This is a genomic window from Acidimangrovimonas pyrenivorans, assembly GCF_042643245.1.
GTDB classification, from domain to species: domain Bacteria; phylum Pseudomonadota; class Alphaproteobacteria; order Rhodobacterales; family Rhodobacteraceae; genus Acidimangrovimonas; species Acidimangrovimonas pyrenivorans.
In genome coordinates this window covers 93,181-114,165 of record NZ_JBHRSK010000016.1, presented here as the reverse complement: position 1 = coordinate 114,165, position 20,985 = coordinate 93,181, and the positions used below count along the sequence as shown (strand labels likewise).

Below are 20,985 nucleotides of genomic sequence, written 5' to 3'. Positions count from 1 at the left end.
GAAGTTGCAGAGGGCCTAGGGGCCCTCTTTTGCGTTCAAGCCCTCGCGCAGCTCGTAGATCAAGCGCAGGGCGTCGAGCGGGGTGAGCTCGTCGGGGTGGATCTCGCGCAGGCGGTTTTCGACTTGCGACGTCTCGGCGGGCGCGCGCGGTGCGGGGGCCGGCGGGGTGGCGGCGAAGAGCGGCAGGTCGTCGATCAGCGCCTGTTTCGCCGCGCCGCCTTCGCGCTCACCCTTCTCCAGCGCGTCGAGCACGGTGCGGGCGCGGTGGACGACCGCCTCGGGCAGGCCGGCGAGGCGCGCGACCTGGACGCCGTAGCTGCGGTCGGCGGCGCCTTTCAGCACCTCGTGCAGGAAAATCACCTCGCCCTCCCATTCGCGCACGGCGACGGTGGCGTTCTCGACCCCGTCCAGCTTCTGCGCCAGCGCCGTCATCTCGTGGTAGTGGGTGGCGAAGAGGGCGCGGCAGCGGTTGACGTCGTGCAGATGCTCCAGCACCGCCCAGGCGATCGAGAGCCCATCATAGGTGGCGGTGCCGCGGCCGATCTCGTCGAGGATCACCAGCGCCCGGTCGTCGGCCTGGTTGAGGATCGCCGCGGTTTCCACCATCTCGACCATGAAGGTCGAGCGGCCGCGGGCGAGGTCGTCAGCGGCGCCGACCCGGCTGAAGAGCTGGCTGACCAGGCCGATATGGGCGCTGGCGGCGGGAACGTAGCTGCCGGCCTGGGCGAGCAGGGCAATGAGGGCGTTCTGGCGCAGGAAGGTCGATTTGCCGGCCATGTTGGGGCCGGTCAGCAGCCAGATCGCCGGGGTGTCGCCCGCGGTCAGGTCGCAATCGTTGGCGATGAACGGCCCGGCGCCCTGCTTGCGCAGCGCCCGTTCCACCACCGGGTGGCGGCCGCCCTGAACCTCGAAGGCGCGGCTGTCGTCGACCTTGGGCTCGACCCAGTCCTCGGCCGCGGCGAGGTCGGCGAAGGCGGCGGCGAGATCGATCTCGGACAGGGCGCGGGCGGCTTCCCCGATCTGGGCGGCGCGGTCGAGAATTGCCCCTTTCAGGCTGTCATAGAGACGCTTTTCGATCTCCAGCGCCCGGTTGCCGGCATTGAGGATCTTGGTTTCCATCTCGCTCAGATCGACCGTGGTGAAACGCACCTGGTTGGCCGTGGTCTGGCGATGGATGAAGGTCTCGTTGAGCGGCGCCGAGAGCATCTTCTCGGCGTGGGTGGCGGTGGTCTCGATGAAATAGCCCAGCACGTTGTTGTGCTTGATCTTCAGCGAGGCGATGCCGGTCTGGGCGGCGTAGTCCGCCTGCATCCGGGCAATCACACCGCGGCCCTCGTCGCGCAGGGTCCGGGCCTCGTCGAGATCGGCGTCGAAGCCCGGCGCGATGAAGCCGCCGTCGCGGGCGAGCAGCGGCGGTTCGGCCACCAGCGCCTGATCGAGCAGATCGACCAGTGCCTCGTGGCCGACCAGCGCGGTGGCGGCCTGGTTGAGCAGCGGGGGCGCCTCGGCCGCGGCGATGTCCTCGGCAACGGTGCCGGCCTGGGTCAGGCCGTTGCGGATCGCGGCCAGGTCGCGCGGGCCGCCGCGGTCGAGGGCGAGCCGCGACAGCGCCCGGTCCATGTCCGGCGCCTTGCGCAGGGCGGTGCGCAGGTCCTCGGCCAGCCGGCGCTGATCGAGCAGGAAGCGCACGGCGAGGTGGCGGGCGTGGATTTCATTGAGGTCGCGCGACGGGCTCGACAGGCGACGTTCGAGCAGCCGGCCGCCGGCGGCGGTGACGGTGCGGTCGATCGCGATGAGCAGCGAGCCCTCGCGGCCGCCCGACAGGCTGGCGGTGATTTCCAGGTTGCGGCGGGTCGCGGCGTCGATCTGGACGGTTTTCGACGCGCTTTCGCGCAACGGCACCCTCAGCAGCGGCAGTTTGCCGCGCTGGGTCAGCTCGAGGTAATCGACGATGGCACCCATCGCCGACAGCTCCGCCCGGGTGAAGCTGCCGTAAGCTTCCAATGAGCCGACATTGTAGAGGGCGCAGAGCCGCTTTTCGGCCGCGCTGCTGTCGAAGCTGGCGCGGGCGAGCGGGGTGAGCGCGGCGCCGGATTCCGTCACTGTTCCGGCCAGATCGGCCTCTTTCACCTCGCTGACGACCACTTCGCGCGGGCTGAGCCGGGCCAGCTCCGGCCCCAATCGCACCGCCGGGCAGGGCATGACGCGGAACTCGCCGGTCGAGATGTCGGCCCAGGCCAGCGCGGCCTCGTCGCGGACCTCGGCATAGGCGGCAAGGAAGTTGTGGCGCCGTGCCTCGAGCAGGCTTTCCTCGGTCAGCGTTCCCGGCGTCACCAGCCGCACCACGTCACGCCGGACGACGGATTTCGAGCCGCGTTTCTTGGCTTCGGCCGGGTCTTCCATCTGCTCGGCGATGGCGACGCGGAAGCCCTTGCGGATCAGCTGCAGCAGGTAGCCCTCGGCGGCATGGACCGGCACGCCGCACATGGCGATATCCTCGCCCAGATGCTTGCCGCGCTTGGTCAGGGCGATGTCGAGCGCCTCGGCCGCCGCAACCGCGTCGTCGAAGAACATCTCGTAAAAGTCGCCCATCCGGTAGAACAGCAGCGCATCGGCGTTCTGCGCCTTGATCTCCAGATATTGCGCCATCATCGGCGTGACGGGGGTGTCGGCGGCCACGTATTCCTCCTGTGCGAGCGCGCCGACACTACAAAAGCGGCCCCGGACGGGAAAGCGGGAAATCGGCGCTGTTGGCAGGGGGCTGCCGGGACGCTATGACCGTTCGGATTGGAGGAGGATCCCGGCCTTGAAGAAGAAGAACCGCATTACCGACGACGAGGCGCTGGCCTACCATTCCGAGCCGCGGCCGGGAAAATACGAGATCGTCGCGACGACGCCGATGGCGACGCAGCGCGATCTGAGCCTCGCCTATTCGCCCGGCGTCGCGGTGCCGGTGGCGGCGATCGCCGAGCGGCCCGAGACCGCCTATGACTACACCGTCAAGGGCGACATGGTGGCCGTGGTCTCGAACGGCACCGCGATCCTCGGCATGGGGAACCTGGGCGCGCTGGCCTCCAAGCCGGTGATGGAGGGCAAGGCGGTGCTGTTCAAGCGCTTCGCCGACGTCAACGCCATCGACATCGAGCTCGATACCGAGGACCCGGACGAGATCATCCAGGCGGTCAAGCTGATGGGGCCGACCTTCGGCGGCATCAACCTCGAGGATATCAAGGCGCCGGAATGCTTCATCATCGAGCAGCGGCTGAAGGAGATCATGGACATTCCGGTGTTCCATGACGATCAGCACGGCACCGCCGTGATCTGCGCCGCCGGGCTGATCAACGCGCTCGAGCTCAGCGGCAAGAAGATCGAGGATTGCAAGATCGTCCTCAACGGCGCCGGCGCGGCCGGCATCGCCTGTCTCGAACTGCTCAAGACGATGGGCGCGCGGCACGACAACTGCATCATGTGCGACACCAAGGGGGTGATCTACCAGGGCCGCACCGAGGGCATGAACCAGTGGAAATCGGCCCATGCCGCCAAGACCAAGGCGCGGACGCTGGAGGATGCGATGCAGGGCGCCGACGTGTTCCTCGGCGTCTCGGCCAAGGGCGCGGTGACGCAGGAGATGGTCGAAAGCATGGCCGACAACCCGGTCATCTTCGCCATGGCCAACCCGGATCCCGAGATCACGCCGGAAGAGGCGCATGCGGTGCGCCCCGACGCGATCGTGGCGACGGGGCGGTCGGACTACCCGAACCAGGTCAACAACGTGCTCGGCTTTCCCTACCTGTTCCGCGGCGCGCTGGATATCCACGCCCGGGCGATCAACGACGAGATGAAGATCGCCTGCGCCCAGGCGCTGGCGGCATTGGCGCGCGAGGATGTGCCGGACGAGGTGGCGATGGCCTATGGCCGCAAGCTGTCCTTCGGCCGCGACTACATCATCCCGACGCCCTTCGACCCGCGCCTGATCCACACCATTCCGCCGGCGGTGGCGCGGGCCGGGATGGATACCGGCGCGGCGCGGCGGCCGATCATCGACATGGAGGCCTATGAGCTGAGCCTCAAGGCGCGGATGGACCCGACGGCCTCGATGCTGCAGGGCCTGCATGCCCGGGCCCGGATGGCGCAGGCGCGGATGATCTTTGCCGAGGGCGACGACCCGCGCGTGCTGCGTGCCGCGGTCGCCTATCAACGCTCGGGCCTCGGCCATGCCATCGTCGTCGGCCGCGAGGCGGATGTGCGCGAAAAGCTCACCGCCGAGGGCCTGGCCGACGCGGTGCGCGAGATCGAGGTGGTCAACGCCGCCAATACCCGCCACCTCGATACCTACAAGCAGTTCCTTGCCAACCGGCTGCAGCGCAAGGGCTATGACGGCAAGGACATCCATCGTCTTGCCGCGCGCGACCGCCACGTCTTTGCCGCGCTGATGCTGGCCCATGGCCATGGCGACGCGATGGTGACGGGCGTGACCCGCAAATCGGCCTATGTGCTGGGCCTGATCAACCACGTCTTCGACGCAAGGGCCGAGGATGGCGCCGTCGGCGTCACCGCCCTGCTGCACAAGGGCCGGGTGGTGATGATCGCCGACACGCTGGTCCATGAATGGCCCGAGCCCGAGGACCTTGCCAATATCGCGGTGAAATCCGCCGGCGTCGCCCGCAACCTCGGCATCGAGCCGCGCGTCGCCTTCGTCTCCTTCTCGACCTTCGGCTACCCGATCTCGGAACGTGCGATGAAGATGCACGAGGCGCCCGAGGCGCTCGACCGGATGGGAGTGGATTTCGAATACGAGGGCGAGATGACCGTCGATGTGGCCCTGAACATGAGCGCCATGGCGCAATACCCGTTCAGCCGCCTCACCGGTCCGGCCAACGTGCTGGTGGTGCCGGCGCGGCACTCGGCCTCGATCTCGGTCAAGCTGATGCAGGAAATGGCGGGGGCGACGGTGATCGGCCCGATCCTTTCCGGCGTCGACAAGTCGATCCAGATCTGCTCGACAACCTCGACCGTCAACGACATTCTCAACATGGCCGTGATCGCCGCCTGCAAGGTGGGCTAGGGCGATTTCGGCCCTGTCAGGGACTGTTAAAAGAGGTTCGGGGTGCAGGAGCATGTGACGACCCACCAGGCCGAGGAGGATGCGCGCAACGCGGATCTGCTGTTCTATCTCAACGGCAGGATCGTCCCGCGCGAGCAGGCCGTGGTCAGCATCTACGACAGCGGCTTCATGCTGGGCGACGGCATCTGGGAGGGGCTGCGGCTCTATAACGGCCGCTGGGCCTTCCTCGACGACCATCTCGACCGGCTGTTCGAGGCGGCCAAGGCGCTCGACCTCGATATCGGCCTCGACCGGGCCGGGGTGGTGGCGGCGTTGGAGGCGTTGCGGCAGGCGAACGGGATGGAGACCGACGCCCATGCAAGGCTGATGGTGACGCGCGGGGTGAAATCGCGCCCGTTCCAGCACCCGTCGCTGTCGCAGCAGGGCCCGACCGTCGCGATCATCATGGAACATTCGCGGCCCTCGATCCCGCGGCCGATTCGGCTGGCCACCGTGCCGCATATCCGCGGGCTGCCGATGACGCAGGACCCCAAGCTGAACTCGCATTCCAAGCTCAACTGCATCCTTGCCTGCATCGCGGCCGAGAAGGCGGGGGCGGACGAGGGGCTGATGCTCGACGTCAACGGTTTCGTCAACACCACCAACGCCTGCAACTTCTTCATCGTCCGCAAGGGCGAGGTTTGGACCTCGACCGGCGACTATTGCATGAACGGGATCACGCGGCAGAAGGTGATCGACGTTTGCCGGGCCGAGGGCATCCCGGTGTACGAGCGCAACTACTCGCTGGTCGATACCTACGGTGCCGACGAGGCCTTCCTGACCGGCACTTTCGGCGCCCAGACCCCGGTGGGCGAGATCGACGGGCGGGTGATCGGGACGGGCGAGATGGGGCCGATGACCGAACGCATCCGGGCGCTCTACAAGGACCTGATCGCGCGGGAATGCCGGTGATGCGCATCGCCATGTGGTCCGGCCCGCGCAACCTGTCGACGGCGATGATGTATGCCTTCGCCGCCCGCGGTGATTGCGCCGCCTGGGACGAACCCTTCTATGCCGCCTATCTGAAGGTGACCGGCATCGACCACCCGATGAAGGACGAAATCATCGCCGCGGGAGAGGTCGACCCGGCCAGGGTCGCCGCCGCCTGCGAAGGGCCGATTCCGCAGCAACAGAGCCTGTTTTACCAGAAACACATGACGGTCCACATGATCCCCGGTTTCCCCCGGGACTTCATGCGGACCTGCGAGAATGTCTTTCTCATCCGCCACCCGGTACGGGTCGTCGCCAGCTATGCGAGGAAACGCGAGGGGCCGACCCTGGCCGATATCGGCTTCACCCAGCAGGCGGAGCTGTTCGACCAGGTCGCCGATTGGCTGGGCCGCGCGCCGCTGGTGGTCGACAGCGCCGACATCCGCGCCGCGCCACGTGAAACGCTGGCGAAGCTCTGCGCCGGGCTGGGGATTTCCTTCACCGAGCAGATGCTGCACTGGCCCGCCGGACCGAAACCCTATGACGGCGCCTGGGCGCCGCATTGGTACGGCGCGGTCCACCGCTCGACCGGTTTCGACGGCGCCGAGGGGCCGTTGCCGGAGCTGGACGGGGACTATGCCCGGCTGGCGGAACAGGCGCTGCCGTTCTACGAGCGGCTGCGGGCGCATTGCCTGTAAGCGCCTCCGGCGGGAGTATCTGGGCAAAGAAGAAGGGGCGGGAATTGACCCGCCCCTTGGTTCTTTCGGCCGGATTGGCGCTTACTTGACCTTCGCGTTCCGCGTCGCGATCAGCTTGAGGCGCAGGGCGTTGAGGTTGATGAAGCCTGCCGCGTCCTTCTGGTCGTAGGCGCCGGCGTCGTCCTCGAAGGTGACGTGGGCCTCGGAATAGAGCGAGTAATCCGACCAGCGCGCCACGGTCCGGGCCGCGCCCTTGTAGAGCATCAGCTTGACGGTGCCGGTGACGTATTCCTGGGTCTTGTCGATCAGCGCCTGCAGCGCCTCGCGCTCGGGGCTGAACCAGAAACCGTTATAGATCAGCTCGGCATAGCGCGGCATGATCGAGTCCTTGAGGTGGCCCGAGCCGCTGTCGAGGGTGATCTGCTCGATGCCGCGATGTGCCTCGAGCAGGATGGTGCCGCCGGGCGTCTCGTAGATGCCGCGCGACTTCATGCCGACGAAGCGGTTCTCGACGAAGTCGAGCCGGCCGATGCCGTGGGTCTTGCCCAGCTCGTTGAGCCGGGTCAGGATCGTCGCCGGCGACAGCGCCTCGCCGTTGATCGAGACGGCGTCGCCCTTCTCGAAACCGATCTCGATATATTCCGGTTCGTCCGGGGCGGTGACCGGATCGTCGGTGCGCTGGTAGACGTAATCGGGCGACATCACGCCCGGATCCTCGAGCACGCGGCCTTCGGACGAGGTGTGCAGCAGGTTGGCGTCGACCGAGAACGGTGCCTCGCCGCGCTTGTTCTTGGCGATCGGGATCTGGTGCTGCTCGGCGAATTCCAAGAGCTTGGTGCGCGAGGACAGATCCCATTCCCGCCACGGCGCGATGACCTTGATCCTGGGGTTGAGCGCGTAGGCCGCCAGTTCGAAGCGGACCTGGTCGTTGCCCTTGCCGGTGGCGCCATGGGCGACGGCATCGGCGCCGGTCGCCTCGGCGATCTCGACCAGCCGTTTCGAGATCAGCGGCCGCGCGATCGAGGTGCCGAGCAGGTAGAGCCCTTCATAGACGGCATTGGCGCGGAACATCGGGAAGACGTAGTTGGCGACGAAATCCTCGCGCACGTCCTCGATATAGATGTTCTCGGGCTTGATCCCCAGCATCTCGGCCTTGGCCCGCGCCGGTTCCAGCTCCTCGCCCTGGCCGAGGTCGGCGGTGAAGGTGACCACCTCGCAACCGTATTCGGTTTGCAGCCACTTGAGGATGATCGAGGTGTCCAGCCCCCCGGAATAGGCAAGGACGACTTTCTTGGGTGCGGACATCGAGAACTCCTGCATTGCAAGGCCAACTGCGCGCGATTAGCGCGTTTGCAGGGCAAGGGCAAGCGCAGCCCCCCGGGAAGGACGTTGACAGGCCGGGCGCAGTGCGGAAGGGTTCGCCAAAGTTGTGGGGCGAGTGGGGGTTCGCGTGCAGGAAGTAAGGTTGCTCTGGCACTCGGTGCGGCAGGTGTTCGGCAATTTCGGCATGGCTTTGCGGATATCGCTGGGACCCCTGGCAATCGCGGCGGCGGCGACCTTTCTGCTGTTCATATGGATCCTTCACCGGGTCGCGGCGGTGAAGGCACATGCCGCAGGTTCGGCCTACGATTCCATTGGTCTGTTTCTCGGGATGCCATTTGTTGTCGTGCTGTGGTTCGCGACGGTGTTCTGGATTGCGATTGGCTGGCATCGCTACGTCTTGAGGCTCGAGCGGCCAGTGGTTGTTTTCCCGCGCTGGCATGGCAGGCGACTGCTGGCCTATTTCGGCCGCGCCGCCCAGATGACGTTGCTCCTGTTCCTCGCCGCGATACCAGTCGTGTTGTTTTTCGTCCTGTCGTTTGTCCTCTTCCCATCGAGCTTCGCCCCGGGGCTTTCCCAACCCGCCACTTTGCCGGGTACCTCCATGTTCGCGCCGAAGATCCTGATCCAGTTCATACTCGGGATCGCCGCGGCCTGGTTCGGCTTTCGCGTTGCGCCGATGCTGCCGGCAGCCGCGCTCGGGGAGGAGATGCCGCTGCGCTGGGCCTGGATCGAAACGGCGGGTCAGGGCGGGACTTTCTTGGCCTTGGCGGCCCTGGTCAGCGTGTCGGATTGGCTGATTTTGGAAAGCTACCTCGTGCTCTCCCTCCTGCACCTGGGCACGGTCTTGCAGGTTTGGATGGCCGTTGCGGGCTGGGCAAGGCTCATGGTCGGCATCAGCCTGCTGACCACGATCTACGGCCACTATGTCGAGAAGCGGCCGCTGGTCACCGGCTGAGCGCGAGCCGGATCTGCCCCAAGTGTGCTGGCTGCCGCCGCTCAGTTGGCGGCGAGCACCGCCCCGGTCTCCGCCTGCGCGGCGGCCTCTTCGGCCAGCAGCCGGTCGAGCTTGGCGTCGAAGCCCGGCATGTAGGGGTCGAGCGTGTCGATTTCGGCCTTGATGAGCTGAACCGGGCGCGTCGTGGCCGTGTCGGCAAGGCCGAAGACGGGAAGCTGCGCCGCGGCGGCGAAGACGGTCAGGAAAAGTAGCTTTTTCATAATGAACCTCGTGGCAGAGGGTGAGTTCTGGATCGACTCAGGCTGCCGCGCGACTGCGGCTTCGTCCGGACGGCGTCACGGCGAATCCGTGGCATTGTTTCCGCGGACCCTTGCCAGAAAGGGAAATTCGCGCGACAGGTTCGGCATGAGCACCTTTTCCGACACCGCCCGCGCCGCCACCGAAGCCCTGCGTGCCGTCTTCGAGCCGACGCCGCTGCAGCGCAACGACCACCTCTCGGCCCGGTTCGGCGCCGAGATCTGGCTCAAGCGCGAAGACCTCAGCCCGGTGCGCAGCTACAAGATCCGCGGCGCCTTCAACGCCATGCGCAAGGTGCTGGCCGCCGATCCGGGGCGGGCGCATTTCGTCTGCGCCAGCGCCGGCAACCATGCCCAGGGCGTGGCCTATGCCTGCCGCCATTTCGGCGTCACCGGGACCATCTTCATGCCGGTGACGACGCCGCAGCAGAAGATCGCGAAAACCCGCATCTTCGGCGGCGATTTCGTCGAGATCCGTCTTGTCGGGGACTATTTCGACCGCTCGCTGGCCGCCGCGCAGGCGTTCTGCGCCGAGGCCGGGGCGCATTTCCTGTCGCCCTTCGACGATCTCGACGTGATCGAGGGCCAGTCGAGCGTGGCGGTCGAGATCCTCGACCAGCTCGGCCGGGCGCCGGACCTGGTGATCCTGCCGGTCGGCGGTGGCGGGCTGGCCTCGGGCGTGACCGGCTACATGGCCGAGGCCGCGCCGGCGACCCAGTTCCGCTTCGTCGAGCCGCTGGGCGGGGCCAGCCTGACCGCCGCGCTGCGGGCCGGGGGGCCGGTGACGCTGGACCATGTGAACAGCTTCGTCGACGGTGCCGCGGTGGCCCGGATCGGCGCCGCGCCCTTCGACCGGCTGCGCCATGTCGTGCCGGAACACGTGCTGCTGGCGCCCGAGGACCGGATCTGCGTCACCATGATCGAAATGCTGAATGTCGAGGGCATCGTGCTGGAACCCGCCGGGGCCTTGTCGGTCGACGTGCTGCCCGAACTGGCCGGGCAGATCGAGGGCAAGACCGTGGTCTGCCTGACCTCGGGCGGCAATTTCGATTTCGAGCGCCTGCCCGAGGTCAAGGAGCGGGCGCAGCGTTACTCGGGGGTGAAGAAATACTTCATCCTGCGCCTGCCGCAGCGTCCCGGTGCCCTGCGCGACTTCCTCGCCACGCTGGGGCCGGACGACGATATCGCCCGCTTCGAATACCTCAAGAAGTCGGCGCGCAATTTCGGCTCGGTGCTGATCGGGATCGAGACCAGGCGGGCGGCGGATTTCGACGGGCTCTGCGCCCGGATGGAGGCCGCCGGCTTCACCTATCGCGACATCACCGACGACGAGACGCTGGCGGAGTTCCTGATCTGAGAGGGCGGCCCGTGGCCTTGATTCCGCGCAGGAGGTCTTGGCGCGGCTCCGGCGTTCCCTACAGCAGCCGCTCGACGAAATGCCGGTCGCCAGGGTTGCCCAGCTCCCGCGCCGCCTGTGCGATCGGCATCCACACCGCCTGATGGCCCGGCTCGCTCGGCGGGCCCAGTCGGCGGACGGGGCGGGCGAGGTAGACGGTGCAGACCTTCTCGGCCCAATATTCGTATTCCGGCATGTAGGTGAAGCGCCGGAACGCGCCCAGCCGGCGGGTGATCTCGATGCGCCAGCCGGTTTCCTCCCAGGCCTCGCGATGCAGGGCGTGGATCGGCGATTCCCCGGGGTCGATGCCGCCGCCCGGCAGCTGGAATTCCGGCACCGGCGCGTCCTGGTGGGTCAGCAGCAGCCGGTCGCCGTGGCGCAGGATGGCGTAGACGCCGGGGCGGCGCCGGTACTGGATGTCGGCGCGCACCGGTTCTCCGAAACGTCTGATCATGGCGGGGCCCTTGGTCGAGTGGTTGCCGGGACTATATAGTCGCGGTATGCCAAGGCCGGCTTGCCAAGGAAACCCCATGACTCTCGGATCCAAAATCGCCTGGGACGATACCGTCCTGCCGTTTCAGCTTGACCGCTCGGATATCCGCGGCCGCGTCGCGCGGCTCGACGGCGTGCTGGACACGATCCTGGCCCAGCACGACTACCCGCCGCAGATCGAGGCGCTGGTGGCCGAGGCGGCGCTGCTGACCGCGCTGATCGGCCAGACCATCAAGCTGCGCTGGAAGCTGTCGCTGCAGATCCGCGGCGACGGGCCGGCGCGGATCATCGCCACCGACTATTACGGGCCCAGAGAAGAGGGCGCGCCGGCGCGGATCCGGGCCTGGGCCAGCTTCGACGAGGAGCGGCTGGACCCGAAGGCGAAGCCCTTCGACCTGATCGGCAAGGGCTATTTCGCCATCTTGATCGACCAGGGCGCCGGCACCACCCCCTACCAGGGCATCACGCCGATTGCCGGCGGGTCGCTTTCGGCCTGCGCAGAGACGTATTTTGCTCAGTCGGAGCAGTTGCCGACGCGGTTCGCGATCAGCTTCGGCCAGTCGCGCGAACCCGGCCAGCCGCTGCAATGGCGCGCCGGCGGGGTGATGCTGCAGGTCATGCCCAAGGCCTCGCCCTTCGCCACCGGCGGCGGCTCGGCCGAAGGCGGGTTGCTGCACGCCACCGATATTCTGCACGGCGAGGCCGAGGAGAACTGGAATCGGGCCAACATGCTGCTCGACACGGTCGAGGATCTCGAGCTGATCGGGCCCAAGGTCCATGCCACCGACCTGCTGGTGCGGCTGTTCCACGAAGAGACGCCCCGGGTCTTCGATGCCCAGCCGGTCGAGTTCGGCTGCACCTGCTCGGCCGACAAGGTGCGCCAGAGCCTGTCGATCTACTCGGCCAAGGATATCGGCACGATGACCACCGACGCGGGCATCGTCACCGCCGATTGCCAGTTCTGCGGCGCGCATTACGAGTTCGACCCCAAGACGCTTGGCTTCGAGGCGGAAAATCCGCCGGAGGAGGATGCGGGTGACGACGACTGATCCCTTCGCCCTGCTGTGGCGCGCGCTGGAGCGGCCCACCGGCGCGTCCTCGGATTTCGACCTGAACCCGGATTACGTGCCGCCGGCCGACCGCGTCCTGCGCCCGGCCGGCGTGCTGGTGCCGTTCCTGGAAACCGAGCGCGGGCTGCGGGTGATCCTGACCAAGCGGTCGTCGCGGCTCAAGCACCACCCGGGCCAGATCGCCTTTCCCGGCGGCAAGGTTGATCCCGGCGACGCCGACGCCATCGCCGCCGCCCTGCGCGAGGCGCAGGAGGAGATCGGGCTCGATCCGGCGAATGTCGAGGTGATGGGCGACCTGCCGGCGCATGAGACGGTGACGAATTTCACCGTCACCCCGGTGCTGGGCCGGGTGCGGGCGCCGTTCGCGCCGCGGCCCGAGGCCGGCGAGGTCGAGGAAGTCTTCGACGTGCCGCTGGCCCACCTGGCCAAGATCGCCAATTACCGGGTCGAGCGGCGCTGGTGGCGCGGCCAGTGGCGAAACTACTATGCGGTGCCCTACGGCCCCTATTACATCTGGGGCGCGACGGCGCGGATCCTGCGCGGGCTGGCCGAGAGGATGAAGGGATGAGGGCGGACGGTGCCTGGCGCGAACGGGCCGAGACCCAGGCGGTCTGTGCCATGCTGGTCGCGGCCGGTCACCAGGCCCTGTTCGTCGGCGGCTGCGTCCGCAACGCCCTGCTGCGCCAGCCCGTCGCCGATGTCGACATCGCCACCGACGCGACGCCGGAAACCGTTACCAAACTTGCCGAAAAGGCCGGGTTGAAGCCGGTGCCGACCGGCATCGACCATGGCACGATCACCGTCGTCTCGGGCGGCATCCCGCATGAGGTCACGACCTTCCGCCGCGATGTCGAGACCTTCGGCCGCCACGCCGTCGTCGCCTTCTCGACCGACGTCAGGGAGGATGCGGCGCGGCGCGATTTCACCATGAACGCGCTCTATGCCAGGCCGGACGGCGAGATCATCGACCCGCTGGGCGGGCTGCCCGACCTGCTGGCCCGCCGGGTGCGTTTCGTCGGCGTCGCCGAGGAGCGGATCACCGAGGATTACCTGCGCATCCTGCGCTTCTTCCGCTTCCACGCCTGGTATGGCGACCCGGAAGAGGGGCTCGACCCCGACGGGCTGGCCGCCTGTGCCGAGAACGAATCCGGCATCACGACGCTGTCGAAGGAGCGCATCGGCGCCGAGATGCGCAAGCTTCTTGCGGCGCCCGATCCGGCGCCCGCGGTGGCGGCGATGGCGGCGACCGGGGTGCTGGGTTTCGCCCTGCCCGGCGCCGATCCGCGCGCCCTGCCGGTGCTGGTCCATCTCGAGGCCGGGCTGAGCCCGCGCTGGCTGCGCCGGCTGGCTGTGCTGGGCGGCGAGGAGCCGACCGATCAGCTCCGCCTGTCGAAGGCGGAAAGCCGCGATCTGGGCCGGATCAGGGACGAAATCGGCACCATGCGGAGCCCCGCCGAACTGGGCTACCGCCACGGGGAAGAGATCGCCCGCGATATCGTGCTGGCCCGGGCGGCGGTGCTGGAAACGCCGTTGCCCGACGGTTGGCTGGCCGAGATCGCCACGGGCGCCGGCGCCTGCTTCCCGGTGCGCGCCGCCGACCTGATGCCTGAATACGCGGGCCCGGCGCTGGGCGCCCGGCTGGCCGAGATCGAGCGGCGCTGGATCGACTCGGGCTTCACCCTGACGCGCGACGCGCTGCTGGGCTAGGTTCACGGGCGTTTTACTTCGCTGCCAACGGGGCTATATCCCGGAAGCATTCGGTGAAAGGCCCCCCGTGTTCAGGTTCTTCGAAACCCTCGTCGATCCTTATGGCGACTATGTCGAGACCGACACCCCGCCGCAGCGGCTGTGGCCGTTCCTGCGCGACTACGCGCGGCCCTTCGCCAAGGTCTTCGTCGTCACCGCCTTCGCCTCGCTGATCGTCGCCGCGATCGAGATCGGGCTGATCTGGTACATGGGCCGCGTCGTCGACCTGATGTCGCGTGGCAGCCCGTCCGAGGTCTGGGCCAGCTACGGCACCGAGTTGATCCTGGCCGCTGTCTTCCTGCTGTTCATCCGCCCGGTGCTGCAGGCGTTCGACGTCGCCCTGCTCAACAACGCGGTGCTGCCGAATTTCGGCACTCTGATCCGTTGGCGGGCGCATCGCCACGTGCTGCGCCAGTCGGTCGGCTGGTTCGAGAACGACTTTGCCGGCCGCATCGCCAACCGTATCATGCAGACCCCGCCGGCGGCGGGCGACGCGATCTTCCAGGTCTTCGACGCGATCACCTTCTCGGTCTCCTATTTCGTCGGCGCGGTGGTGCTGCTGGCCCATGCTGATGCCCGGCTGGCGCTGCCGCTGCTGGGCTGGCTGGCGCTTTACCTGCTGCTGGTGCGCTGGACGATCCGCCGGGTCGGGCCGGCCTCGAAGGCGTCGTCGGATGCCCGCAGCGCGGTGACGGCGCGCGTCGTCGATGCCTATACGAATATCCATTCGGTCAAGATGTTCGCCCATGACGACCGCGAACTGGCCTATGCCAAGGAGGCGATCGAAGATACCCGCAAGACCTTCGCCCGCGAGATGCGGATCTTCACCGTGATGGATGTCTGCCTCGTCACCCTCAACGGGCTGCTGATCGTCGGCGTCGTCGGCTGGGGCGTGCTGCTGTGGATGCAGGGTTCGGCCACGGTCGGCGTCGTCGCCGCCGCCACCGCGCTGACGCTGCGGCTGAACGCGATGACCGGCTGGATCATGTGGGCGCTTTCCACCTTCTTCCGCTCGCTCGGCGTCGTCGCCGAGGGGATGGAGACCATCGCCCAGCCGATCGCGCTGACCGACAGGCCGGGGGCGCGGGCCCTGACCGTTCCCGAGGGCGGGATCGAGATTGCCGGACTCAGCCACCATTACGGCCGGGGCAGCGGCGGCCTCGACGGGATCGACCTGGCGATCCGGCCGGGCGAGAAGATCGGGCTGGTGGGACGGTCGGGGGCCGGGAAATCGACCCTCGTCAAGCTGCTCTTGCGGTTCTACGACACCGAGAAGGGCCAAATACGGATCGACGGGCAGGACATCTCGGCGGTGACGCAGGAGAGCCTGCGGCGCCAGATCGGCATAGTCCAGCAGGACAGCGCCCTGCTGCACCGCTCGGTGCGCGAGAACATCCTCTACGGCCGGCCCGAGGCCAGCGAAGACCAGATGCGCGAGGCGGCGGCCCGGGCCGAGGCGGCGGAGTTCATCGACACGCTGCAGGACCCGCAGGGCCGGCAGGGCTATGACGCCCAGGTCGGCGAGCGCGGGGTCAAGTTGTCGGGCGGCCAGCGGCAACGGGTGGCGCTGGCCCGCGTCATCCTCAAGGACGCGCCGATCCTGATCCTCGACGAGGCGACAAGTGCGCTGGACAGCGAGGTCGAGGCGGCGATCCAGAAGACGCTCTACGGCATCATGGAGGGCAAGACGGTGATCGCCATCGCCCACCGGCTGTCGACCATCGCCCATATGGACCGGATCATCGTTCTGGACGAGGGCCGCATCGTCGAGCAAGGCCGGCATGAAGAACTGCTGGCGCAGGGTGGGCTCTATGCCCGGTTCTGGGAGCGGCAGTCGGGCGGCTTCATCGGCACCGATGAGGGCGCACCGACCGGGGAGGCGGCGGAATGAGGTTCGGCAGCCTGATCGACGCTTTCCGCCCGGCCGAGGGGCCGCCGCCGCGCACCCTGCTGGCCTTTTTCCGCTGGTGCCTGCGCGGCGCCTGGCCGGTGCTGATCTGGGCCGCCTTCATCTCGGCCTGCGCCGGGTCGATGGAAGTGGTCTCGGCCATGCTACTGGGGCGGGTGATCGATTCCGCCCTCGCCTCGGGGGCCGACCGTGTCTTTGCCGACAACTGGATGTTGTTCGCCGGCTTCGCTGCCTTCTACCTGATCGTGCGGCCGGCGGTGTTCGGCCTGTCGACGGCCACCAACGCCGTTGCGGTCGGGCCCAACCTGCTGCCGCTAGTGCTGTCGCGGCTGCATCGCTGGACCATGGGCCAGGCCGTCACCTTCTTCGACAACGATTTCGCCGGCCGCATCGCCCAGAAGCAGATGCAGACCGCCCGCGCCGCCACCGACGTCGCGACCGAGATGATCAACGTCGTCACCTTCGCGTTGTCGTCGCTGATCGGCTCGGCCGTCTTCCTGCTGGCGATCGACGGCTGGGTCTCGGCGGTGCTGGCGGTCTGGCTGGTGCTCTACTTCGCCCTGATCCGCTGGTTCCTGCCCAAGGTGCGGGGCCGCTCGGCCGCCCGTGCCTCGGCCCGGGCGATGGTGACCGGGCAGGTGGTCGACACGATCACCAACATCAAGACGGTCAAGCTCTTCGCCCATCACGAGCACGAGGACCGCTCGGCGCTGGCGGCGATGGCCGGGTTCCGCGAACGGGCGCTCGACTTCGGCGTCATCTCGGCCTGGTTCCGCTATTCGCTGATGTCGCTGGCCGGGATGTTGCCGGTGCTGCTGATCGGCGGCACGATCTGGCTGTGGTCGACGGGCCATGCGACGGCGGGCGACATCGCCGCCTCGGGTGCCATCGCCATTCGCATCGCCCAGATGACCGGCTGGGTCTCGATGGCGTTCATGCAGCTTTATGGCAGCATCGGCGAGGTCGAGGACGGGATGAACACGCTGACCCCGCCGCACACCCTGACCGACGCGCCCGATGCCCGCGATCTCGGCCGGGTGAGGGGAGAGATCACCTTCGATCACCTCAGCTTCGCCTATGGCCGCGAGGACGGCGGCGTCGAGGATATCGACCTGGTGATCCACCCGGGCGAGAAGCTGGGCATCGTCGGCGCGTCTGGGGCTGGGAAATCGACCCTCGTCGCGCTGCTCTTGCGGCTCTATGACGCCGAAAAGGGCCGGATTCTGATCGGCGGCAGCGATCTGCGCGAGGTGACGCAGGAGAGCCTGCGCCGGCAGATCGCGATGGTCACCCAGGAGACGGCGATGTTCAACCGCACCGCGCGCGACAACATCCTCTACGGTCGGCCCGACGCGACCGAGGAGGAGGTGATCGCGGCGGCGAAACAGGCCGAGGCGCATGACTTCATCCTCGGGCTCGAGGATCACATGGGCAACACTGGCTACGACGCCTTCCTCGGCGAGCGCGGGGTCAAGCTGTCGGGCGGCCAGCGCCAGCGCATCGCCCTTGCCCGCGCCTTCCTCAAGGATGCGCCGATCCTGGTGCTGGACGAGGCGACCAGCGCGCTGGACAGCGAGGTCGAGGCCCAGATCCAGGAGGCGCTGGCGCGGGTGATGGAGGGCAAGACGGTGCTGGCCATCGCCCACCGCCTGTCGACCATTGCCGAGATGGACCGGATCGTCGTCATGGATGGCGGCCGCATCGTCGAGATGGGCAGCCATGACGCGCTGCTGGCGCGGCACGGGCTTTACGCGCGCTACTGGAACCGGCAATCGGGTGGTTTCATCGGCACGGAAGAGGCGGCGGAATGAAGGTGGAAATCCTGCGGCTCGGCCATCTCGGCGACGGGATCGCCGAAGGGCCGGTCTATGTCCCCGGCGCGCTGCCGGGCGAGTTGGTCGAGGGCGAGGTGAGCGGCGACGTGATCGCGGCGCCGAAGATCGTCACGCCATCGCCCGAGCGGGTCCGCGCCCCGTGTCGCCATTACAAGGGCTGCGGCGGCTGTGCACTGCAGCATGCCGCCGACCCGTTCGTCGCTGCGTGGAAGACCGATGTGGTGCGGACCGCGCTGGCCGGGCAGGGGCTGGAGGCCGAGATCCGGCCCATCGCCACCTCTCCGGCGCAGTCGCGGCGGCGGGCGGTGCTGGCCGGGCGGCGGACCAAGAAGGGCGTGCTGCTGGGCTTCCACGGCCGCGCCTCCGATACCGTCGTCGCGGTGCCCGACTGCCTGCTGCTGCACCCGGAGCTGATCGCGGCCTTCCCGGCGCTCGAGGCGCTGACCCTCGCCGGAGCCTCGCGCAAGGGCGAACTGTCGCTGACCGTGACCCGCTGCGCCTCCGGTCCGGATGTCGCCGTGAGCGGCGGCAAGGAGCTCGATGTCGCCCTGCATAGCGAACTGGCCGGGATCGCCGAACGTTTCGGCCTCTCCCGCCTCGCCTGGGGCGGCGAGGTCGTCGCCCTGCGCCATCCGCCTTACCAGGCGTTCGGTGCCGCCCGCGTCGTGCCCCCGCCCGGCGCCTTCCTGCAGGCGACCGCGGAGGGCGAGAAAACCCTGCTTTCGGCCGTGTCAGAGACTGTTGCGGGCGCCCGCCACGTTGCCGACCTGTTCGCCGGTTGCGGCACCTTCGCCCTGCCGCTGGCAGAGAATGCCGAGGTTCATGCCGTCGAGGGTTCGGCCGAGATGACGGCCGCGCTCGACAAGGGCTGGCGCGCGGCGCCGGGGCTCAAGCGGGTGACGACCGAGGCCCGCGACCTGTTCCGGCGGCCGCTGATGGCGGACGAGCTCAGGCGTTTCGACGCCGTGGTCATCGACCCGCCCCGCGCCGGGGCCGAGGCGCAGGCGGTCGAGCTGGCCCGTTCCGAGGTGCCGGTGATCGCCGCCGTCTCCTGCAATCCCGTCACCTTCGCCCGCGACGCCCGGCTGCTGGTGCAGGGCGGCTACCGGCTGGACTGGGTGCGGCCGGTCGACCAGTTCCGCTGGTCGCCGCATGTCGAGCTGGCGGCGCGGTTCAGCCGAACGGGGTGATCGCGCCGCCTTGTCGCGCTGGTGGCCGGGGCCGGTTTGCGGTAGTCTTGCCGAAACGCCCGCAGAGGCTTCGAGGCATGGATCGGACAGTGATGCGCATCTTCCGGATCGTTCTTATCTTGGTGGCCGCCCTCGGGCTTGCCGCCTGTTCGAGCAAGTTCAAGACCTATGACGGGCCGGCCGTGACCCAGCTCCAGGTCTACAAGGGCGCGCGCGAGCTGTTCCTGATGCACGACAACACGGTGCTGAAAAGCTACAAGATCGAGCTGGGGAACCAGCCGGTCGGGCCGAAGCGTTTCGAGGGCGACGGGCGCACGCCGGAAGGGCTCTATTACATCAACCGGCGCAACCCCAACAGCGCCTACCACCTGTCGATCGGCATCTCCTATCCCAACGTCCATGACGTGCAGGTCGCCAAGGCCGCGGGCCTGCCGCCGGGCGGCGATATCTTCATCCATGGCGAGGATCCCAGGCGCGGCCGGACCAGTCAGGACTGGACGGCGGGCTGCATCGCCGTCTCGGACAAGGATATCGAGGATATCTACGCCATGGTCCGCGACGGCACGCCGATCTTCATCATGCCATAGGCGCAGGGCCGATCCGTCAGGGTTTCGGCCCGCCGGTCACCAGCGTCCACCAGATCTTGCCGTTCTTTTCCTGGAACCAGGCGAAGCCCATGTCGCGGGCCCTGGGGTCGAGGATCACGGACCGGGTATCGGCCTCGCCCATCCAGGCGGCGAGGGTCTCGGTCTCGGTCTCGTAGGTCTCCGAGATGTTCTCGCCCAGCAGAATGCCGTCGTAGCCGGTCCGTGCCACCCGGTCGAGCGGCGACGAACCGTCCGAGCCGAAATGCCAGGGCCGGTTCTGCACCGCCATGTCGCGCGAATGGGTGGCGGCGGCCGAGGTCAGCAGGGCATCGAGCCGCAGGGGCGGCACGCCGCGCGCCCTGCGCAGCGCGTTGACGCCGTCGAGCATCCGATACTCGATCGCCGCCTTGTCGCCGGGCTTGATCGGGTAGAGCTTGGGCAGCGGCTTGCCGTCGGTGCCCAGCTGCGGCGCGGGCACCGGGGCGCAGGCCGCCAGCGCGCCGGCGGCGAGGGTGGCGGAAATCGTCAGGAAAGAGCGTCGGTTCATGGGTCCCACCCGGTTGGCCTCGGCGCCCAGCAATAGCGGCTGTCGCGGCCGTGGGCAAACCCGTTGCGCGGCCTCTTGCCACCCTCGGCAGCGCGCCGCCCGAGTTGATTTGCGGCCCCCGGGCGGCGGGGCTATTCTGCCGCCGCCCGGACTGGCCGGGCGCGACAGACAGGACAGGAGCCGCCGCGATGCGCGACCCCCTAGACCGGATCACCCGGCGCCGTTTCCTCGGCACCTCGGCCACCGCGCTGGGCGCCTTGGCCGCCCCCGCGGTGCTGGCCCAGACGCCGGCCCCGGGCACCGGCGGCCAGACCACCGAGATGGAGGCCACGGTCTCGGCCACCGTGCGCCACAACATCTCGAGCTTCCGGTCGCTGCAATGGCAGGACTATTTCGCCAATACCCGCAAGGGCGCGATCCTGGTCGACACCACCTCGCGGGCGCTGCATTTCTGGTCCGAGGACCAGACGATCTACAAGCTCTACCCGACCTCGGTGCCGCTGACGCCGGACCTCACCCGCCTCGGCCGGACCGAGGTGGTGCGCAAGGTGAACGGTCCGAGCTGGCGGCCGACGCCGGACATGAAGAAGCGCAACCCGGAATGGCCCGATTACATCCCGCCGGGGCCGCAGAATCCGCTGGGCACCCATGCGCTCTATCTCAGCTGGCAGTATTACCGCATCCACGGCACCCACGACACGCGCAAGATCGGCCGGCGCTCGTCGAACGGCTGCATCGGTCTCTACAACGAGCATATCGCTGAGCTTTTCGGATTGGCCAAGGTCGGGACACAGGTGTTGCTAATTTGACGACACGCCGGCAATGTGGGGCCGACGGCATGGAACGGCCGTTGCAATTCGGGTGATCAACTGGTTAGAGATTTTGTTACGAGGCACAGTCTTGGGGT

At 68.1% G+C, this 20,985-nt stretch carries 18 protein-coding genes; 13 read left to right on the top strand and 5 right to left on the bottom strand.

From position 1 onward, the window contains the following. Nucleotides 1–15: 15 nt before the first annotated feature. Nucleotides 16–2,652, bottom strand: a complete 2,637-nt coding sequence (mutS, locus tag ACFOES_RS17895) for a DNA mismatch repair protein MutS (RefSeq protein WP_377834785.1) — start codon at nt 2,650–2,652, stop codon at nt 16–18. 154 nt (nt 2,653–2,806) lie between these two features. Here mutS and ACFOES_RS17890 point away from each other — a divergent pair, with 154 nt between their 5' ends. The 3 genes from ACFOES_RS17890 to ACFOES_RS17880 are packed head-to-tail and all read left to right on the top strand — an operon-like array spanning nt 2,807 to nt 6,732. Beyond that, a complete protein-coding gene (locus ACFOES_RS17890) occupies nt 2,807–5,065 on the top strand; it encodes an NADP-dependent malic enzyme (RefSeq protein ID WP_377834733.1) in 2,259 nt (752 codons plus the stop codon). 42 nt (nt 5,066–5,107) lie between these two features. Next, nucleotides 5,108–6,016 carry a D-amino acid aminotransferase gene (locus ACFOES_RS17885; protein WP_377834732.1) on the top strand — a complete coding sequence of 303 codons (909 nt, stop codon included), beginning with the start codon at nt 5,108–5,110 and terminating at the stop codon, nt 6,014–6,016. Beyond that, the gene (locus ACFOES_RS17880) at nt 6,016–6,732 is read left to right on the top strand and encodes a sulfotransferase-like domain-containing protein (protein WP_377834731.1); all 717 of its coding nucleotides are present in this window, start codon (nt 6,016–6,018) and stop codon (nt 6,730–6,732) included. The genes ACFOES_RS17885 and ACFOES_RS17880 overlap by 1 nt, the downstream gene beginning before the upstream one ends. Nucleotides 6,733–6,813: 81 nt before the next feature. Here the strand turns inward: ACFOES_RS17880 and ACFOES_RS17875 are convergent, their stop codons facing one another. Next, the gene (locus tag ACFOES_RS17875; RefSeq protein WP_377834730.1) at nt 6,814–8,037 is read right to left on the bottom strand and encodes an argininosuccinate synthase; all 1,224 of its coding nucleotides are present in this window, start codon (nt 8,035–8,037) and stop codon (nt 6,814–6,816) included. Between the two features lie 160 nt (nt 8,038–8,197). On the opposite strand from ACFOES_RS17875, the gene ACFOES_RS17870 reads away from it, so the two are divergent. Beyond that, complete coding sequence (locus tag ACFOES_RS17870; protein WP_377834729.1) at nt 8,198–9,010, top strand: hypothetical protein; 813 nt, start codon at nt 8,198–8,200, stop codon at nt 9,008–9,010. Between the two features lie 41 nt (nt 9,011–9,051). On the opposite strand, the gene ACFOES_RS17865 is transcribed toward ACFOES_RS17870, so the two are convergent. Then, nucleotides 9,052–9,270 (bottom strand): hypothetical protein, encoded by a 219-nt coding sequence (locus ACFOES_RS17865; RefSeq protein ID WP_377834728.1) that lies wholly within the window; start codon nt 9,268–9,270, stop codon nt 9,052–9,054. Nucleotides 9,271–9,415: 145 nt separating this feature from the next. On the opposite strand from ACFOES_RS17865, the gene ilvA reads away from it, so the two are divergent. Continuing rightward, nucleotides 9,416–10,663 carry a threonine ammonia-lyase IlvA gene (gene ilvA / locus ACFOES_RS17860; RefSeq protein WP_377834727.1) on the top strand — a complete coding sequence of 416 codons (1,248 nt, stop codon included), beginning with the start codon at nt 9,416–9,418 and terminating at the stop codon, nt 10,661–10,663. A gap of 58 nt (nt 10,664–10,721) precedes the next feature. On the opposite strand, the gene ACFOES_RS17855 is transcribed toward ilvA, so the two are convergent. Then, nucleotides 10,722–11,156, bottom strand: coding sequence for an NUDIX hydrolase (locus tag ACFOES_RS17855; protein ID WP_377834726.1), 435 nt, complete (start codon nt 11,154–11,156; stop codon nt 10,722–10,724). A gap of 76 nt (nt 11,157–11,232) precedes the next feature. Between ACFOES_RS17855 and hslO the strand changes: the two genes are divergently transcribed. From hslO to ACFOES_RS17820, 7 genes are all read left to right on the top strand, one after another. Next, nucleotides 11,233–12,243, top strand: a complete 1,011-nt coding sequence (gene hslO, locus ACFOES_RS17850; RefSeq protein WP_377834725.1) for an Hsp33 family molecular chaperone HslO — start codon at nt 11,233–11,235, stop codon at nt 12,241–12,243. Beyond that, on the top strand, nt 12,224–12,832 hold the full coding sequence (locus ACFOES_RS17845; RefSeq protein ID WP_377834724.1) for a CoA pyrophosphatase: 609 nt from the start codon (nt 12,224–12,226) through the stop codon (nt 12,830–12,832). The genes hslO and ACFOES_RS17845 overlap by 20 nt, the downstream gene beginning before the upstream one ends. Next, a complete protein-coding gene (locus ACFOES_RS17840; protein ID WP_377834723.1) occupies nt 12,829–13,971 on the top strand; it encodes a CCA tRNA nucleotidyltransferase in 1,143 nt (380 codons plus the stop codon). The genes ACFOES_RS17845 and ACFOES_RS17840 overlap by 4 nt, the downstream gene beginning before the upstream one ends. A gap of 67 nt (nt 13,972–14,038) precedes the next feature. Then, entirely contained in the window at nt 14,039–15,901 is a 1,863-nt protein-coding gene (locus tag ACFOES_RS17835) for an ABC transporter ATP-binding protein (protein WP_377834722.1), read from the top strand. Continuing rightward, entirely contained in the window at nt 15,898–17,730 is a 1,833-nt protein-coding gene (locus ACFOES_RS17830; protein WP_377834721.1) for an ABC transporter ATP-binding protein, read from the top strand. The genes ACFOES_RS17835 and ACFOES_RS17830 overlap by 4 nt, the downstream gene beginning before the upstream one ends. Continuing rightward, nucleotides 17,727–18,944, top strand: coding sequence for a class I SAM-dependent RNA methyltransferase (locus tag ACFOES_RS17825; protein WP_377834720.1), 1,218 nt, complete (start codon nt 17,727–17,729; stop codon nt 18,942–18,944). The genes ACFOES_RS17830 and ACFOES_RS17825 overlap by 4 nt, the downstream gene beginning before the upstream one ends. A gap of 77 nt (nt 18,945–19,021) precedes the next feature. Further along, nucleotides 19,022–19,531: a L,D-transpeptidase family protein gene (locus tag ACFOES_RS17820; RefSeq protein ID WP_377834719.1), complete on the top strand. Its 510-nt coding sequence runs from the start codon at nt 19,022–19,024 to the stop codon at nt 19,529–19,531. Between the two features lie 16 nt (nt 19,532–19,547). Here ACFOES_RS17820 and ACFOES_RS17815 read toward each other — a convergent pair whose 3' ends face one another. Beyond that, nucleotides 19,548–20,078 (bottom strand): CAP domain-containing protein, encoded by a 531-nt coding sequence (locus ACFOES_RS17815; RefSeq protein WP_377834718.1) that lies wholly within the window; start codon nt 20,076–20,078, stop codon nt 19,548–19,550. A 188-nt stretch (nt 20,079–20,266) separates the two neighbouring features. On the opposite strand from ACFOES_RS17815, the gene ACFOES_RS17810 reads away from it, so the two are divergent. Next, nucleotides 20,267–20,887, top strand: coding sequence for a L,D-transpeptidase (locus ACFOES_RS17810; RefSeq protein WP_377834717.1), 621 nt, complete (start codon nt 20,267–20,269; stop codon nt 20,885–20,887). The last annotated feature ends 98 nt before the right edge of the window (nt 20,888–20,985 follow it).

Bases quoted from the DNA above. Each gene is read 5' to 3' on its own strand.
- ACFOES_RS17865 (WP_377834728.1), bottom strand. From the start codon at position 9,270: ATGAAAAAGCTACTTTTCCTGACCGTCTTCGCCGCCGCGGCGCAGCTT.
- ACFOES_RS17830 (WP_377834721.1), top strand. From the start codon at position 15,898: ATGAGGTTCGGCAGCCTGATCGACGCTTTCCGCCCGGCCGAGGGGCCG.
- ACFOES_RS17855 (WP_377834726.1), bottom strand. From the start codon at position 11,156: ATGATCAGACGTTTCGGAGAACCGGTGCGCGCCGACATCCAGTACCGG.
- ACFOES_RS17825 (WP_377834720.1), top strand. From the start codon at position 17,727: ATGAAGGTGGAAATCCTGCGGCTCGGCCATCTCGGCGACGGGATCGCC.
- ACFOES_RS17810 (WP_377834717.1), top strand. From the start codon at position 20,267: ATGCGCGACCCCCTAGACCGGATCACCCGGCGCCGTTTCCTCGGCACC.
- ilvA (WP_377834727.1), top strand. From the start codon at position 9,416: ATGAGCACCTTTTCCGACACCGCCCGCGCCGCCACCGAAGCCCTGCGT.
- ACFOES_RS17815 (WP_377834718.1), bottom strand. From the start codon at position 20,078: ATGAACCGACGCTCTTTCCTGACGATTTCCGCCACCCTCGCCGCCGGC.
- ACFOES_RS17845 (WP_377834724.1), top strand. From the start codon at position 12,224: ATGCGGGTGACGACGACTGATCCCTTCGCCCTGCTGTGGCGCGCGCTG.
- ACFOES_RS17875 (WP_377834730.1), bottom strand. From the start codon at position 8,037: ATGTCCGCACCCAAGAAAGTCGTCCTTGCCTATTCCGGGGGGCTGGAC.
- ACFOES_RS17840 (WP_377834723.1), top strand. From the start codon at position 12,829: ATGAGGGCGGACGGTGCCTGGCGCGAACGGGCCGAGACCCAGGCGGTC.
- hslO (WP_377834725.1), top strand. From the start codon at position 11,233: ATGACTCTCGGATCCAAAATCGCCTGGGACGATACCGTCCTGCCGTTT.
- ACFOES_RS17880 (WP_377834731.1), top strand. From the start codon at position 6,016: ATGCGCATCGCCATGTGGTCCGGCCCGCGCAACCTGTCGACGGCGATG.
- mutS (WP_377834785.1), bottom strand. From the start codon at position 2,652: ATGATGGCGCAATATCTGGAGATCAAGGCGCAGAACGCCGATGCGCTG.
- ACFOES_RS17820 (WP_377834719.1), top strand. From the start codon at position 19,022: ATGGATCGGACAGTGATGCGCATCTTCCGGATCGTTCTTATCTTGGTG.